The following is a 14712-nucleotide window of genomic DNA, read 5'->3' as shown; positions in this document are numbered from 1 at the left end:
CGTCGCTACTTGATTTTATCGAAGCAGATTTCGATGTATGCTTTACCTGAAACGTGGTTGAACGGCATAATCAGTTTCGAGCCTTCAGATTTATGCGAAATGGTATGGTCTTTCCCTGAAACGACAATTGGGGTTGCCATATCAAAGTCGTAACCTTTTTCACCCAGGGTCTTTTTAGCTCCGCCGGTAACCATATTAGTGATTTCGCCGACCATATCGCAGACATCTTCGTTAATTGAGTTAGGCAACTCGCCTAGCATTTTATTCATGATTTCACAGGCCAGATTTTCCTCAAATGAAATTGAGAATGACCCTTTTACCTGTGGGCCCACCATACCGATGATGCCGGATACATCGCCACGCGCGTACTCATCTTTTTTTAGTTGCGCTTTACCGGGCTTCAATTCCATTTGAGCCATCATCGACAAGACATTTTGCAGTGCCTGAAGAAATGGGTTTACAAACTCGGCATTCATTTTCTATTCCTTTATCTCTTGCTGGCACGTAATTGTGTCAGATGTATTTTTAATGGTCAGAATTAGGCTACGATTGCCATGATCATCGACGACATTGATAGTATTTACCTGGGCAGAAAAGCTATCCATTAAAAGTGTATTTGAAACATCCCACCCGCACAGGTTATCACGCTTGGGTATCTCCTGATAAACCCAAATTTTCTGATAGTCAGCTTCAAAACCTACCCAATTAGGCTCAACTTTATTTCCTTGTAGGTTTACCAGTTGAAACTTTTCAGTTATCCAGTCCCTGATATGTTGCTCAGAGCCTTGTTCTCCCAACCTAAAAGTTTTCCCCAGCCGCTTTTTAAGCACCTGTTGTACATCATGCAAAGTATACTGATGAATGATTTCTATTGCTTGCGTGTTTTTATTTGCACTTATTTCGGTTAACCCGAAAAAATAGCGATGCGCTGATACAGATGGTATCAGCGCGAACAAAAAACCAGTAGCAGCAACAAGTTTAATCATCGTTACCAGACTCCAACTCTTCGTTGTAGTCTTCCATCATGCTCTTATTACGGTCTTCACGCTTAAACAGTTCAATTCGAGATGGAACTGCTCTTGCTGGCCAGTAGTTGTTACTGGTATCAACATCTGCGGTTTCCCAGTTAGGATCAACAACAACTTGAGTTAACGTTTTATCGCGAATTAATAGCTTACTCACTTTTTGCGGAGAGCGGCGCCATACCTCGGCTGGAATACGAACATGCTCTTTACTGCCATCTTCAAAATGCAGATCAAGCAGAATCGGCATAACTAAGCCACCTTTATTGGCGAAATCAAGCACGTAGAAGTTGCTGCCATTTTTCAGCATTTCCCGCTGTTCTTCATTTAACCCTTTTATCAGTTCTTGATATTTGTTGCGGTCAGCGTTAGTGACAGTGTAGTCATTGTTCTCATTATAAAAGTCAGCAAGATTTGGTTGCTGATGAATTTTATAATTAACATCGGCATTACGCTCAGTTGTCAAAGATTCTGGCTCAGCATCGTCTTGCTGTTTTTGCCATGCTTTTTCGACTTCTGGATCTTGCGTATTAATAGTTAACTGATTGACTTGCTCAAGGGCAATATCGACATGGTCGGTAGAGTAGAACCAACCTCTCCAGAACCAGTCTAAATCAACGCCAGACGCATCCTCTAATGTCCTGAATAAATCTTCTGGTGTCGGGCGTTTAAACTTCCAGCGCTGCGCATACTGACGAAACGCGAAATCAAAGAGCTCACGGCCAACGATAGTTTCACGTAATATATTAAGGGCTGTAGCCGGCTTTCCGTAGGCATTATTACCAAATTGCAGAATCGACTCTGAGTTGGTCATAATCGGCATTTGGTTACTGCTGGCCATGTAGTTGGTAATGTTACGCGGCTCACCGCGCCATGACGGGTAGTCTTTTTCCCATTTTTGTTCAGCCAGGAATTGCAGATAAGTATTGATACCTTCATCCATCCAGGTCCATTGACGCTCATCTGTATTGACAATCATTGGGAAGTAAATATGACCAATCTCGTGAATGATGACCGAAATTAAGCCGTACTTGGTGCGTTTAGAGTAATATTTCTCACCTGAATCCTCGTCAACGTAAGGGCGCGGACCGTTAAAGGTGATCATAGGGTATTCCATACCACCAACTGGGCCATTCACCGATATAGCGACAGGATAAGGATAGTCAAAGCTGTAATCGTTATAGTGCTCAATGGTGTGAATAATAGAGGCCGTTGAGTAACGTTCCCATAGTGGGTTGCCTTCTTCAGGATAAAATGACATTGCTATGACATCGGTGTCATTCTTCTTGTAACCCTGCGCGTCCCAGATAAACTTGCGCGATGAAGCCCAGGCAAAGTCACGAACTTTATCGGCCTCGAAAATCCAGGTTTTGGTATTATCGGTGCCTTCTTTCTGGTTTTCTAATGCTTCTTCTTCAGTGACAATTTTTACCGGCTTGTCAGAGTTACGCGCTTTTTCCAGGCGTTGACGCTGAGTAGAAGTAAGTACCTCATCGGGATTTTGCAAAACACCGGTAGAAGCAACAATATGATCAGCCGGAACCGTTATCTCCACGCGGTAGTCACCAAACTCTAAAGCGAACTCGCCGTTACCAATAAATTGTTTATTCTGCCAACCTTCCGCGTCGTAATATGCGGCCATGCGAGGGAACCATTGAGCCATCTCATACAGGTAGTTACCGTCGTCTTCAAAGTATTCGTAACCGCCACGACCACCAAGTACTTCGGCTTCAATAATATTGAACTGCCAGTTGATATTAAAAGTAACACTTTCGCCGCTTTTAAGGGGCTCATCCAGATCCAGTCTTAGCATAGTGTCATTAACGTAATGTGCTAGAGGTTCACCATCTTCGTTACTGATTTCAGTAAGCTCATAACCCGCCGGAAACTCTTCCTGAGTGAGCATGCTTTCCATTCTGGAAAAACTCACCCGATCTAAATCTCCAGTAGCCTGGCTTTGTGGTCCTATGGAATCTTTCTTAAAACGGTTCTGATCAAGTTGGACCCATAAATAGCGCAAAGTATCGGGGGAATTATTGGTGTAAGTTATGGTGCTTTGTGCCGTAATACTCTGATTCTCATCGTCCAGAGCAACCTGAATTTTGTAGTCGGCTTCCTGTTGCCAGTAAGCATGCCCCGGAGCTCCGGACGCGGTACGATAAATGTTCGGGCTACGGAATTTATCATCGTTAAGTTGTCGAAACTTGTCTTCGAAAGCTTGAGCGGTTGCGGCCTGATTAACGGTTAAACAAACCGTAGCTGTAGCGATAAGATGGCTGAGCTTCATAGTGTTACCTGTTGTTATTATTTAATGGCGTTATAAGTTAAAGGCATTTGGTACACAAACCATGGGCTTCTATAGTTTGACTCTGAACCTTAAAACCGTGATCTTCGGCCTGACGTTTCAATTCGTCATAAACCCCTTCGGACTGAATTTCCTGGACGTCGCCGCAGGAACTGCAGATTAACATTTGAACTGGATGTTGATGGTCGAAATGCGAGCAAAGAACAAAACTATTCGACGAAGTGATTTTATGAACAAAGCCTTGTTCTTGTAAAAAGTCTAAAGCGCGGTAGATAGTCGGAGGCTTCGCATTGGGCATGACTTCCCGCAGTTGATCAAGTAAATCATACGCGCCGACGGCCCCTGAATGTTCTGCGAGTATCGCGAAAACTTCACGGCGGGCATTTGTCAGGCGAGCACCACGTTGTTGGCACAGTTTTTCAGCTTTTTGTATAAGTCGTTGTGCTTCTTGAGCTTTCATTATTGACTACAATTTATAACCATTTCAGCCATTGTAGAGAGTTTTAATGGCAAGGAAAAGGGTTTTACGGAAGAGGCTGCTTACTGGCGTATTCTGAGTTAAAATAGCCGTCTAAATATACTGACTTTGCAGTTAACTGTTTACCGGGTGGATGTTTTGACCGAACCATATTCTTACAAGCTTTCTGTAGCACCGATGCTCGACTGGACCGATCGCCATTGCCGGTATTTTCATCGCCTCCTAACTGGGAATACTTTGCTTTACACCGAAATGGTAACGACTGGAGCGATTATTTTTGGTCAGCAGGATTTTCTGTCATTCAATTCAGAGGAACATCCGGTTGCTTTGCAGCTTGGCGGTTCGGAGCCCGCGGCTATGGCCCAATGCGCGCGTTTGGCACAAGAGCGGGGGTACGATGAGGTTAATATTAATGTCGGTTGCCCATCTGATCGAGTGCAAAATGGTAGCTTTGGCGCGTGCTTGATGGCTCAACCGGAAAAGGTTGCAGAATGCGTAAAGGCAATGAAAGCAGTAACTGATATTCCGATTACCGTAAAAACCCGTCTGGGCATTGATCATCAGGATTCCGACGATTTTCTATATGAATTGACCGATGCCGTTGTAGCTGCCGGTGTTGATCAGCTGACTTTGCATGCCCGTAAGGCCTGGCTGCAAGGCCTTAGTCCGAAAGAAAACCGGGATATTCCTGAATTGCAGTACGAACGGGTTTACCTAGCCCAGAAAAGATACCCTGATGTACCTGTTGCGATTAACGGCGGAATTGTCGACTTGCACGAAGTTAAGCAACATTTAGATCAGGTTCATGGCGTGATGATCGGCCGGGCAGCCTACCAAAATCCCTGGTTACTTACTGAGCTTGATTCTTTGAGTGAAACGAAGCCGCCAGAGTTAACCCGTGAGGCTGTAGTGACCGCGATGATACCTTATATTGACAATCATATTCGACAGGGTGGGCGTGCCTGGCATGTGGCTCGTCACATGCTGGGGCTGTTTCAGGGAATGACCGGAGGTAAGCGGTGGCGCCAGTATCTTAGTGTGAAAGGCCCCAGAGCCACCAGCGCCGAACAACTGCTTTATGGTGCTCTGGCATTTCGCGACGATCACAGCCAGCATGTGTCATCATTAACGTCATAAATTGACTAAAAGTTGGTGAAAAACACTAATCTGGAAAATCTTCTTTCTTTCAGTTGAAAATAAAAAGTTATTATAGAACAACTGCTTAGCAATATTTAAAAAGATGGCACAACCTTTGAATTACATAGTGTGACTTAACTAACGCACTGTCATTTATTCAAAGGAGAAAATCATGAAAGCGTTAATCGTAAGTGTTGCCAGTGGTATTATGTTGTTCAGTGCATCGGTCTCAGCTGCCGATGAGAGTAGAGATTCTATCACTGCTGAGCTTCAAGCTCAGATTGCTGAAATGTCTGAAGAAGCGATGCAAAACGTCAAACAGTCGGTTTCAGAGTCAATTGAAGAATGGGTTATAGAGTTTATGCCCGACTTAAAACTCGCTGAAACTCAGACCGAAACTTCCGAACAAAAGAATAAGCAGACTCAGTAAGGAGCCCCCGTGATTTTATTAGATCAGTGGTGGCTCATTTGGCTGGCGGCGCCGGTATTAGGAACCTTGATTGTCGGTGCTCTTATAAGTTTCAGCGCATCAGTAATGCGGCACAGCTAGACTTTTGCTACTCTGCGTATATCTTCATATAAAAATAAAAAGAGGAATACGTATGATGAAGTCTCTGATAGCCGCTTCTGTGCTGGCAGTTATTACCGGTTGTGCAACAGCAGGGCAAGCTGCAACCAGCGGTTCTGAACAAGCGGAATATACCGCTAGTAATAAAGCTGAAAAACTGGCGAAGCAGTATTTGCTGATAGACACACATATTGATGTACCTTATCGAATTCATGATAAGTGGGAAGATGTAACAGAGGCCACTGCAAAAGGGGATTTTGACTACCCACGGGCAGTAGAGGGTGGCCTCGATGCCCCGTTTATGTCTATTTATATTCCGGCCTCTTATGAAGAGAGTGGTGGCAGTGTTCAGTTGGCTCATGAGCTTATCGACGGTATGGAAGCGCTTGTCGGACGTGCACCAGATAAGTTCGCAATGGCTTATAGCACTGATGACATCCGCGAAAATAAAGAGCAGGGCTTAATGTCAATTGCCTTGGGTATGGAAAACGGTACTCCTATCGAAGGGGATCTCGCCAACCTGCATATGTTCTATGAGCGCGGTATTCGTTACATTACTCTGGCTCACTCATTATCTAATCACATTTCGGACTCTTCTTATGACATTCGCCGTCAATGGGATGGCTTAAGCCCATTTGGTAAAGAATTGGTCAAAGAAATGAATAATGTCGGCGTTATGGTCGATGTGTCGCATATTTCCGATGATGCATTTTACCAGGCGGTTGAAATTAGTGAGGCTCCGGTCATCGCGTCGCATTCGTCGCTGCGTTCTTACACTCCTGGCTTTGAACGTAATATGAGTGATGACATGCTGAAAGCCCTGGCTAAAAATGAAGGCGTTATCCAAATTAACTTTGGTTCGTCGTTTTTGGCAGAGCAGGCAAACCGTTACCGTGACATGATGAAAAAGCGTATTGCTGCGGTAAAAGAACAGTATGGCGAGGGAAGTGAAGAAGCGAAGCGCCGTATAGAAGAGATTGAAGCAAACAATCCTTATCCGTTCGCTACTTTAGATACCGTTCTGGAGCATATTGATCATGTTCGTGATTTAATCGGTGTGGAGCATATTGGCATTGGCTCCGACTATGATGGGGTTGGTGACTCTTTGCCGGTTGGACTAAAAGATGTATCTACCTATCCAAATCTTGTTCAGGGGTTGATGGACAGAGGATACTCAGATAAAGAAATTGAAATGATTCTGGGCGGTAATTTAATGCGAGTTTGGGAGCAAGTAGAAGACTACGCCAAAACACATTAAGGGCTTGACACCAGGCCGTGAATCAGTATAATTCGCGGCCACGTCTTTTGAAGTTTATCGGCTTTTGCCGTGTAGAAGACGTTCGACAACAGTCCCGATTGGGGACTGAATGCTTGACGTAGAAAAACGCACCCCCGGTATGTGCCAGGGAGGTTGCGATTTTCTGTGCTCTTTTTTAAATGCTCTTTTATTGAGGCTTTGATTTATTTATGGCTAATCAAAGAATTCGGATTCGTTTGAAAGCGTTCGATCACCGTCTGATCGACCAGTCGACTGCAGAGATTGTTGAAACTGCAAAACGCACTGGTGCTCAGGTACGTGGTCCTATCCCACTGCCAACACGGAAAGAACGTTTCACCGTGCTGACTTCACCACACGTAAATAAAGACGCGCGTGACCAGTACGAAATCCGCACCCACAAGCGTCTGATTGATATCATGGACCCTACTGACAAAACGGTTGACGCGCTTATGCGTTTAGATTTGGCAGCTGGTGTTGATGTACAGATCAGCTTGGGTTAAGTGGGCAGTAATAGGATTACACACGAGAGGTTTTAACAATGGCTATAGGTCTAGTCGGTCGTAAAGTAGGAATGACGCGTGTCTTCCAGGAAGACGGCGCTTCTGTTCCTGTTACTGTGATCGAAGTGCTGGCGAACCGTGTGACTCAGATTAAATCTGATGACACTGACGGTTACCGTGCCCTTCAAGTAACCACAGGCGAGAAGAAAGCGAGCCGTGTAACCAAGCCTTTAGCAGGTCATTTTGCTAAAGCTGGTACAGAGGCTGGTCGTGGTCTTTGGGAATTCCGCCTGCAAAATGGCGAAGGCGAAGATTACGCAGTAGGTTCTGAACTGACTGTTGATATTTTTGCAGAAGTTAACAAAGTAGACGTTACTGGTACTTCAAAAGGTAAAGGCTTTGCCGGTACTGTGAAGCGCTGGAACTTCAGCATGCAGGACGCTACTCATGGTAACTCATTATCTCACCGTGCACCGGGTTCAATCGGTCAAAACCAGTCGCCTGGTAAAGTATTCAAAGGCAAGAAAATGGCTGGCCAGATGGGTAATGAGCAAGTCACTACGCAATCACTTGAATTAGTTCGGGTTGATGCAGAGCGCAGCTTGTTGTTGATCAAAGGTGCGGTCCCGGGTGCAACCGGAAGTGATGTGATCGTTAAACCAGCGGTCAAGGCATAACGTCTGAGGAGAATAGTGATGGAATTAACATTGAAAGACGCAAAAGGCGCTCTTGAGGTTTCCGAAGCTACCTTTGGACGTGAGTTTAATGAAGCCCTTGTCCATCAAGTAGTTGTAGCTTACGCTGCAGGTGCTCGTCAGGGCACAAAAGCTCAGAAAACTCGTTCTGAAGTAGCCGGTGGTGGTAAGAAGCCTTGGCGTCAAAAAGGTACTGGTCGTGCTCGTGCAGGTACAATCCGTAGTCCTATCTGGCGTTCTGGTGGTGCGACTTTTGCAGCTAAACCGCAAAATCACAGCCAGAAAGTAAACAAAAAAATGTACCGCGGTGCGATTAAAAGCATTTTGTCGGAACTGATTCGTCAGGAACGTTTGATTGTTGTTGAGAAGTTTGGTGTTGATGAACCAAAAACAAAGCAACTGGCAGCGAAACTGAAAGAAATGGATCTGAACGATGTTTTGGTCGTGACAAAAGAAGTTGATGAGAATCTGTTCTTAGCTTCTCGCAACTTGCATAAAGTCGACGTGCGTGATGTTCAGGGTATTGACCCTGTCAGTCTGATAGCTTTCGAGAAAGTGCTGATGACTGCTGACGCCGTCAAGCAGCTTGAGGAGGTGTTATCATGATGCGCGAAGAACGTTTGCTTAAAGTGATTTTAGCACCTCACGTTTCGGAAAAATCGACTAACACTGCTGAAAATAACAACACGGTTGTTTTTAAAGTGGCTGTTGATGCGACTAAAACCGAAATCAAAGCGGCTGTCGAAAAATTGTTTGAAGTTGAAGTCAAAAACGTACGTACAGTCAACGTGAAGGGTAAAACCAAGCGCACTGGTTCTCGTTTCGGGAAACGCAGTGACTGGAAGAAAGCGTATGTTGCCTTGGAAGAAGGTGCTGACATTGACTTCTCAGGCGGCGCTGAGTAACAGGAGGAATAAACATGGCTGTAGTTAAGAGTAAGCCTACGTCTCCGGGTCAACGCCACGTCGTTAAAGTCGTCGGTCAGGACCTGTACAAAGGCAAGCCTTACGCACCATTGCTGGAAAAGAACAGCAAATCTGGTGGTCGTAACAATAACGGTCGTATCACGGTTCGTCACATTGGCGGTGGTCATAAACACCACTACCGTGTAATCGACTTTAAACGTAATAAAGATGGTATCCCTGCAAAGGTTGAGCGTATCGAATACGATCCTAACCGTTCAGCGAATATCGCTTTAGTTTTGTATGCTGACGGTGAACGCCGTTACATTCTGGCTCCGAAAAACCTATCAGTAGGCGATCGTATCCAGTCTGGTGTTGATGCACCAATTAAACCTGGTAATTGCCTGCCAATGCGCAACATCCCTGTGGGTAGTGTTGTTCACGCGGTAGAGTTACAGCCAGGTAAAGGCGCACAAATGGCTCGTTCAGCGGGTGCTTATTGCCAGATTCTTGCGCGTGACGGTGCTTATGTTACTGTTCGTTTGCGTTCAGGTGAGATGCGTCGCGTTCAGTCTGAAGGTCGTGCAACTATCGGTGAAGTAGGTAACGCAGAACACATGCTGCGTCAATTGGGTAAAGCCGGTGCAAACCGCTGGCGTGGTATTCGTCCGACCGTTCGTGGTGTGGCGATGAACCCAGTTGATCACCCTCACGGTGGTGGTGAAGGCCGTAGCTCTGGTGGACGTCATCCTGTGACGCCATGGGGCACACCGACCAAGGGCTACAAAACCCGTAAAAACAAGCGTACTGATAAGTTCATCGTACGCCGTCGCAACAAATAAGAGTTGAGGATAAAACATGCCACGTTCTCTTAAAAAAGGTCCATTTATTGACCTTCACCTGCTAAATAAGGTGGAGAAAGCGTTGGAAGCCGGGGATAAAAAGCCAATTAAAACTTGGTCCCGTCGTTCAATGATCATCCCAGATATGATCGGCCTGACAATCGCTGTTCACAACGGTCGTCAGCACGTTCCCGTCTTCGTGACAGACGAAATGATCGGTCATAAACTAGGCGAATTCGCGCCAACCCGTACTTATCGCGGCCATGCTGCTGATAAGAAAGCGAAGAAACGGTAAGAGGTAGAGAGTGATGGAAGCAATTGCTAAACACCAATTTGCCCGCGTTTCAGCGCAGAAGGGCCGTTTGGTCGCAGACCAAATCCGTGGACTTCCGGTAGAAAAAGCACTGGATATCCTCGCATACAGCCCCAAAGCAGCTGCTGGCTTAATCAAGAAAGTTCTTGAGTCAGCAATCGCGAACGCGGAACATAACGAAGGTGCGGATATTGATGAGCTAAAAGTGAGCCGAGTCTTTTTAGACGAAGGTCCTACTATGAAGCGCATCAAGCCACGGGCGAAAGGCCGTGCCGATCGTATCTTTAAGCGCACCAGCCACATTACTGTGGTCGTGTCAGATAGCTAGGAGATAAATTATGGGTCAGAAAGTACATCCTAATGGTATTCGCCTAGGTATCTCCAGACCATGGAATGCAACCTGGTATGCGAATACAAATGAGTTCGCTGATAATCTGCACAGTGATTTTCAGGTACGTAAGTTCCTGACTAAAGAACTGCGCAATGCATCAGTCTCTCGTATCGTTATCGATCGTCCAGCTAAGAGCGTTCGTGTGACTATTCACACTGCACGTCCTGGCGTGGTTATCGGTAAAAAAGGCGAAGACGTAGAAAAACTGCGTAAGCAAGTTTCTAAATTGACAGGTGCTCCTGCGCAAATCAATATCTCAGAAGTTCGTAAGCCTGAGTTGGATTCGCAGCTGGTAGCTGACAACATTTCTGGTCAGTTGGAACGTCGTGTCATGTTCCGTCGTGCTATGAAACGTGCTGTTCAAAACGCTATTCGCTTAGGTGCCAAAGGTATCAAAGTTGAAGTGAGTGGTCGTTTAGGCGGCGCAGAAATTGCACGTACTGAGTGGTATCGTGAAGGCCGTGTACCGCTGCACACATTGCGTGCAGACATCGACTACTCGACCTCAGAAGCGAACACCACTTACGGTATCATCGGTGTTAAGGTCTGGATTTTCCGTGGTGAAGTTCTTGGTGGACTTCCAACTGAAGAAAAGCCAGCTCCTAAGCGCGGCAAGAACCGTAAGTAAGGAGAGACGATATGTTACAACCTAAGCGTACAAAATTCCGTAAGGTTCACACAGGCCGCAACCGTGGTCTGGCGCAGTCTGGTAACAAAGTCAGCTTCGGTACTTTTGGTTTAAAAGCTACTGACCGTGGTCGTATGACCGCGCGTCAAATCGAAGCAGGCCGTCGTGCAATGACTCGTCACGTTAAGCGTCAAGGTAAAATCTGGATCCGTGTATTCCCTGACAAACCTATTACTAAAAAGCCTTTAGAAGTTCGTATGGGTAAAGGTAAAGGTAACGTCGAATACTGGGTTGCTCAGATTCAACCAGGTCGCGTTCTGTATGAAATGGACGGTGTTCCTGAAGAGTTGGCACGTGAAGCGTTCCGCCTGGCGGCGCGTAAACTGCCTTTCAAAACCACTTTTGTGACTCGGACGGTAATGTGATGAAAGCAAGTGAACTGAAAGATAAAACCGTTGAGCAGCTGCAAGAAGAGTTGTTAGGCATGCGTCGTGAGCAGTTTAATCTGCGCATGCAGGCAGCAACTGGTCAGCTGAATCAGACTCACATGATGAAACAAGTGCGTCGTGATATCGCACGTGTTAAAACCATCTTAAATGAGAAGGCAGGTGCGTAATGACTGATGAAAAACGTGTTCGTACTCTGCAAGGCAAAGTTGTCAGCGATAAGATGGATAAAACCATCACTGTAGCTGTTGAACGTCGTGTAAAGCACCCGGTATACGGGAAGTACATCACGCGTACAACTAAAGTACATGCGCATGACGAAGAAAACCAGGTTAAAGTCGGCGATACCGTGATTGTTCGCGAATGTCGTCCGCTGTCTAAGAATAAATCTTGGGCTCTGGAAGAAGTCGTTGAGCGCGCTACTGTTGTCTAAACGCAGATAGCGATAAGAAATTAAAAAGCCTCCCTTGCGGAGGCTTTTTTTTTGATCTAAACCTTAATAGGTTTAGTACAAACATCTGAAATTGAATAAATTTCTTTTTAACATAAGAAATAATAAATACGCACACCAACGCGTAGTTCTCAAAGGGAGACAATTCATGTCAAAAAGTTTATTTTTTGCAGCTACAGTGCTTGCAGCGAGTCCGGTAATTGCTGCCCCTCAAGATAGTAATTCGGTTGAACAGGAAATGCAGGCGTTAAAAGAACGCTTAGCTCAGTTGGAGAAACGGCTCGAAGAAAAAGAAAGACGAGAAAAAGAAGAGGCCGTTGTTGTAAGAAAACGAGAGGTAGAAAAGAGCAATAAAACGAGCGAAAATGAAAGCAATTCGAAACGCAGAGTTGCCTATGACTCTGGGGTTCATGCGCGCTTAGATAAGCTAGAGAATAAAACGGAAGAAAATGAGAATTGGCCAATAAAGGTTCATGGCGCGGTACGTTTTCAATATGAATATAATAATTATGACTCAGATAATGAAAACCGCGGTGGCGATTTGGACTTCGATATTTTCCGTCTGAACTTTGATGGAGAAATGGGAGGTGTCATCCTTTCTGCTGAATATCGTTGGTTTAATTATCAGGATGTTGTCAAGCATGCCTGGTTTGGTTATGACTTCACCGATAAACTGCAAGGGCAGGTTGGTGTTGTAAAAATTCCATTTGGTAATATGCCTTACAACTCCCACAGCTACTTCTTTAATAGTACCTTCTATGTTGGCCTGGAAGACGAACACGATAACGGTGTTCGATTTAAATACCGTGGAGACGAGTGGGATTTTGATTTAGCTTACCTGAAATCAGATGAGCAGGGCGGCATTGATGGTTCAACATCTGATCGTACAGCGCGGTATAACTACGACACCGTGGGTATTCGGTTGCCAGGTCAGGGCGCTTACGATGAACCGGGGTTACCTGTAGGAGAAAGTAATAGCTATGCTCTCAGAACCGCACGTAAGTTTAGTTTCAGCGATGATGAAAATTTAGAGCTTGGTGTGTCTTTGCAAGGCGGAAATTTGTATTCCGGAACGGCTGCTGAAGGCTTTACAGATGCACAGGCGTATGAGAATCAGAATGTTGGTAATCGCATGGCCTGGGCCGCTCATGGTGTCTACAATAACGGTCCATGGAACGTACAGTTACAGTATTCAGACTATGACTACGATATAAAACTGGAAAACCGCGGTGTTTACATGGCAGCATACGCTTATTACGATGCAATTCCTACTGAAGCGAAACTGTATACAGCCAATGTTGCTTACACTTTACCGGTAGATATTGGTCCTCTGACAAGCTTAACGTTCTACAATGACCACAGCTTAATGACCGATAAAATGGGTTATCAAGATGATACCTGGATGAATGTTCTAGGCGTTGCTGTTGCAGCCGGCGGCGGTTTTTATACTTACGTTGATTATGTAAGAGCAAAAAACCAACCGTTTATTGGTGGTAATACCGCAACTGATGGTGGTGAGGTCAATGACCGCTTTAATATTAACTTTGGTTATTATTTCTAAAGTGATTTAAGTTTTGACGGCGAAAGACATGGAACCTTATGGTTCCATGTCTTTTTTATTAGGCAAGATATGCTCGTAAGAATCCCCTTCCTGACGAAAGTCCTTTGTTCGATTAAACATCTTCAGTTCTGTATGTAATGCGGCTTTAGCCATAATATGGGCACTAATAGGTGCCGTCAAAAACAGAAATATTGCAATCAATAGCTCGTTCAGGTTAATCGCCCCTTGTACCGAGGTAATAAGAATAGAAGCTATGACGATACCTCCAATGCCTATTGTGGTGTTTTTCGTGGGGGCGTGTAAACGGGTAAAAAAGTCAGGAAGTATGGCTAACCCCAAAGAGCCAATAAAGGCGAATATAGCGCCTAATAAGATAAAGAAGGCCGCTAGCCATTGTGACCATGCCGGTAATTGGTTTAATGTATCCATAAGGTTTTCCTTTTATTCTATTAAGTCGCCACGCAATAAAAATTTACCTGCTGCAATAGTGCCGACAAAACCGAACATGGCAATGAGTAACGCAGCTTCAAAATAGGTTTGTGTGTTTTGGTACATACCAAGCAACAACAGTAAAGCCAGCGAATTAATGTATATTGTATCCAACGCCAGTATTCTGTCCGGTAGATCCGGTCCCTTAATAAGGCGCCAGAAATTCATTAATACCGATAAACTGAATAACAAGAAGGCAATGTGCAGTACCGTCGTTAACATTGGAATATCTCCTTCAGGCGACGCTCGTAGCGGTTTCGAATCGTTTTTATCACTTCTTCCGGGCTTTCTTCTGAGAATGCGTGAATAAGAATACCTTTACGCCCCCGAGTAATTTCACAAGATACCGTGCCTGGCGTCAATGTTATGGTACTAGCAAGAAGAGTAACCGGAAGTTCCTCTTTCATATCCAGTGGAAAAACAAACATCGCAGGTTTGATGGAACGAGGTTTCCCAATAATCATAACGGCAACTTTAAAGTTAGCCACAACAATGTCGTTTAACAGAATAAAAAAGTAAACGACAGCAAGGTCCGGTCGCTTAACCTTTGCAAAGTTGGGCCAGGCGTTACGGAATAAAAATGGAATAAACCAGGAAAATAAAGCGCCCAGTATGATCACCCCGGGCGAAACTGAGTTAAATAACAACACCCATAGCGTCAATAAGAAAAAAGATAACAAAGGTGTCGGAAATAGCTTTTTCATA

The 14712-nt window shown here is 45.0% G+C and carries 22 protein-coding genes; 15 read left to right on the top strand and 7 right to left on the bottom strand.

Annotation, left to right across the window (positions count from 1 at the left end):
* Nucleotides 1–5: 5 nt before the first annotated feature.
* Genes U0358_RS09905 through zur form a run of 4 tightly spaced genes read right to left on the bottom strand, consistent with a single transcriptional unit; the run spans nucleotide 6 to nucleotide 3787 of the window.
* Entirely contained in the window at nucleotides 6–476 is a 471-nt protein-coding gene (locus tag U0358_RS09905) for a chemotaxis protein CheX (protein ID WP_317497218.1), read from the bottom strand.
* 3 nt (nucleotides 477–479) lie between these two features.
* Entirely contained in the window at nucleotides 480–986 is a 507-nt protein-coding gene (locus tag U0358_RS09900) for a DUF6702 family protein (RefSeq protein ID WP_322406142.1), read from the bottom strand.
* A complete protein-coding gene (locus U0358_RS09895) occupies nucleotides 979–3309 on the bottom strand; it encodes a M1 family metallopeptidase (RefSeq protein ID WP_322406141.1) in 2331 nt (776 codons plus the stop codon). The genes U0358_RS09900 and U0358_RS09895 overlap by 8 nt, the downstream gene beginning before the upstream one ends.
* Nucleotides 3310–3346: 37 nt before the next feature.
* Nucleotides 3347–3787 carry a zinc uptake transcriptional repressor Zur gene (gene zur, locus U0358_RS09890; RefSeq protein ID WP_317497215.1) on the bottom strand — a complete coding sequence of 147 codons (441 nt, stop codon included), beginning with the start codon at nucleotides 3785–3787 and terminating at the stop codon, nucleotides 3347–3349.
* Between the two features lie 156 nt (nucleotides 3788–3943).
* On the opposite strand from zur, the gene dusA reads away from it, so the two are divergent.
* The 15 genes from dusA to U0358_RS09815 all read left to right on the top strand — a co-directional run bounded on the left by dusA (nucleotide 3944) and on the right by U0358_RS09815 (nucleotide 13518).
* The gene (gene dusA / locus U0358_RS09885) at nucleotides 3944–4942 is read left to right on the top strand and encodes a tRNA dihydrouridine(20/20a) synthase DusA (RefSeq protein WP_317497214.1); all 999 of its coding nucleotides are present in this window, start codon (nucleotides 3944–3946) and stop codon (nucleotides 4940–4942) included.
* A gap of 172 nt (nucleotides 4943–5114) precedes the next feature.
* Nucleotides 5115–5372 (top strand): hypothetical protein, encoded by a 258-nt coding sequence (locus U0358_RS09880; RefSeq protein WP_317497213.1) that lies wholly within the window; start codon nucleotides 5115–5117, stop codon nucleotides 5370–5372.
* Between the two features lie 175 nt (nucleotides 5373–5547).
* The gene (locus U0358_RS09875) at nucleotides 5548–6768 is read left to right on the top strand and encodes a dipeptidase (protein ID WP_322407474.1); all 1221 of its coding nucleotides are present in this window, start codon (nucleotides 5548–5550) and stop codon (nucleotides 6766–6768) included.
* A 209-nt stretch (nucleotides 6769–6977) separates the two neighbouring features.
* A complete protein-coding gene (rpsJ, locus tag U0358_RS09870) occupies nucleotides 6978–7289 on the top strand; it encodes a 30S ribosomal protein S10 (protein WP_053954198.1) in 312 nt (103 codons plus the stop codon).
* Between the two features lie 38 nt (nucleotides 7290–7327).
* Nucleotides 7328–7966 carry a 50S ribosomal protein L3 gene (rplC, locus tag U0358_RS09865; protein WP_110013991.1) on the top strand — a complete coding sequence of 213 codons (639 nt, stop codon included), beginning with the start codon at nucleotides 7328–7330 and terminating at the stop codon, nucleotides 7964–7966.
* Nucleotides 7967–7984: 18 nt separating this feature from the next.
* Nucleotides 7985–8590 carry a 50S ribosomal protein L4 gene (rplD, locus tag U0358_RS09860; RefSeq protein ID WP_110013992.1) on the top strand — a complete coding sequence of 202 codons (606 nt, stop codon included), beginning with the start codon at nucleotides 7985–7987 and terminating at the stop codon, nucleotides 8588–8590.
* Nucleotides 8587–8889 carry a 50S ribosomal protein L23 gene (gene rplW, locus U0358_RS09855; RefSeq protein WP_317497212.1) on the top strand — a complete coding sequence of 101 codons (303 nt, stop codon included), beginning with the start codon at nucleotides 8587–8589 and terminating at the stop codon, nucleotides 8887–8889. Before rplD ends, rplW begins: the two co-directional genes overlap by 4 nt.
* Nucleotides 8890–8903: 14 nt before the next feature.
* Nucleotides 8904–9728, top strand: coding sequence for a 50S ribosomal protein L2 (gene rplB / locus U0358_RS09850; protein WP_317497211.1), 825 nt, complete (start codon nucleotides 8904–8906; stop codon nucleotides 9726–9728).
* 16 nt (nucleotides 9729–9744) lie between these two features.
* The gene (gene rpsS / locus U0358_RS09845; RefSeq protein ID WP_126824200.1) at nucleotides 9745–10023 is read left to right on the top strand and encodes a 30S ribosomal protein S19; all 279 of its coding nucleotides are present in this window, start codon (nucleotides 9745–9747) and stop codon (nucleotides 10021–10023) included.
* A gap of 13 nt (nucleotides 10024–10036) precedes the next feature.
* Nucleotides 10037–10369, top strand: coding sequence for a 50S ribosomal protein L22 (gene rplV / locus U0358_RS09840; RefSeq protein ID WP_011235148.1), 333 nt, complete (start codon nucleotides 10037–10039; stop codon nucleotides 10367–10369).
* A 10-nt stretch (nucleotides 10370–10379) separates the two neighbouring features.
* A complete protein-coding gene (gene rpsC, locus U0358_RS09835; protein WP_317497210.1) occupies nucleotides 10380–11060 on the top strand; it encodes a 30S ribosomal protein S3 in 681 nt (226 codons plus the stop codon).
* An 11-nt stretch (nucleotides 11061–11071) separates the two neighbouring features.
* Nucleotides 11072–11485, top strand: coding sequence for a 50S ribosomal protein L16 (gene rplP / locus U0358_RS09830; protein ID WP_011235146.1), 414 nt, complete (start codon nucleotides 11072–11074; stop codon nucleotides 11483–11485).
* Nucleotides 11485–11676 (top strand): 50S ribosomal protein L29, encoded by a 192-nt coding sequence (gene rpmC / locus U0358_RS09825; protein ID WP_317497209.1) that lies wholly within the window; start codon nucleotides 11485–11487, stop codon nucleotides 11674–11676. Before rplP ends, rpmC begins: the two co-directional genes overlap by 1 nt.
* Nucleotides 11676–11939, top strand: coding sequence for a 30S ribosomal protein S17 (rpsQ, locus tag U0358_RS09820; RefSeq protein ID WP_317497208.1), 264 nt, complete (start codon nucleotides 11676–11678; stop codon nucleotides 11937–11939). The genes rpmC and rpsQ overlap by 1 nt, the downstream gene beginning before the upstream one ends.
* A 166-nt stretch (nucleotides 11940–12105) precedes the next feature.
* Entirely contained in the window at nucleotides 12106–13518 is a 1413-nt protein-coding gene (locus U0358_RS09815) for a putative porin (RefSeq protein ID WP_322406140.1), read from the top strand.
* 36 nt (nucleotides 13519–13554) lie between these two features.
* Here the strand turns inward: U0358_RS09815 and U0358_RS09810 are convergent, their stop codons facing one another.
* From U0358_RS09810 to U0358_RS09800, 3 genes are read right to left on the bottom strand one after another with little or no spacing between them, the layout of a single operon-like run.
* The gene (locus U0358_RS09810) at nucleotides 13555–13947 is read right to left on the bottom strand and encodes a Na+/H+ antiporter subunit G (protein ID WP_322406139.1); all 393 of its coding nucleotides are present in this window, start codon (nucleotides 13945–13947) and stop codon (nucleotides 13555–13557) included.
* A gap of 12 nt (nucleotides 13948–13959) precedes the next feature.
* The gene (locus U0358_RS09805) at nucleotides 13960–14229 is read right to left on the bottom strand and encodes a K+/H+ antiporter subunit F (RefSeq protein ID WP_011235141.1); all 270 of its coding nucleotides are present in this window, start codon (nucleotides 14227–14229) and stop codon (nucleotides 13960–13962) included.
* Nucleotides 14223–14711: a Na+/H+ antiporter subunit E gene (locus U0358_RS09800; RefSeq protein WP_317497206.1), complete on the bottom strand. Its 489-nt coding sequence runs from the start codon at nucleotides 14709–14711 to the stop codon at nucleotides 14223–14225. The genes U0358_RS09805 and U0358_RS09800 overlap by 7 nt, the downstream gene beginning before the upstream one ends.
* Between the last annotated feature and the right edge of the window lies 1 nt (nucleotide 14712).

Source organism: Idiomarina sp. PL1-037 (assembly GCF_034422975.1).
GTDB lineage: Bacteria > Pseudomonadota > Gammaproteobacteria > Enterobacterales > Alteromonadaceae > Idiomarina.
The sequence above is the reverse complement of the archived record's forward strand: the minus strand, read 5'-3'. Positions and strand labels throughout refer to the sequence as shown.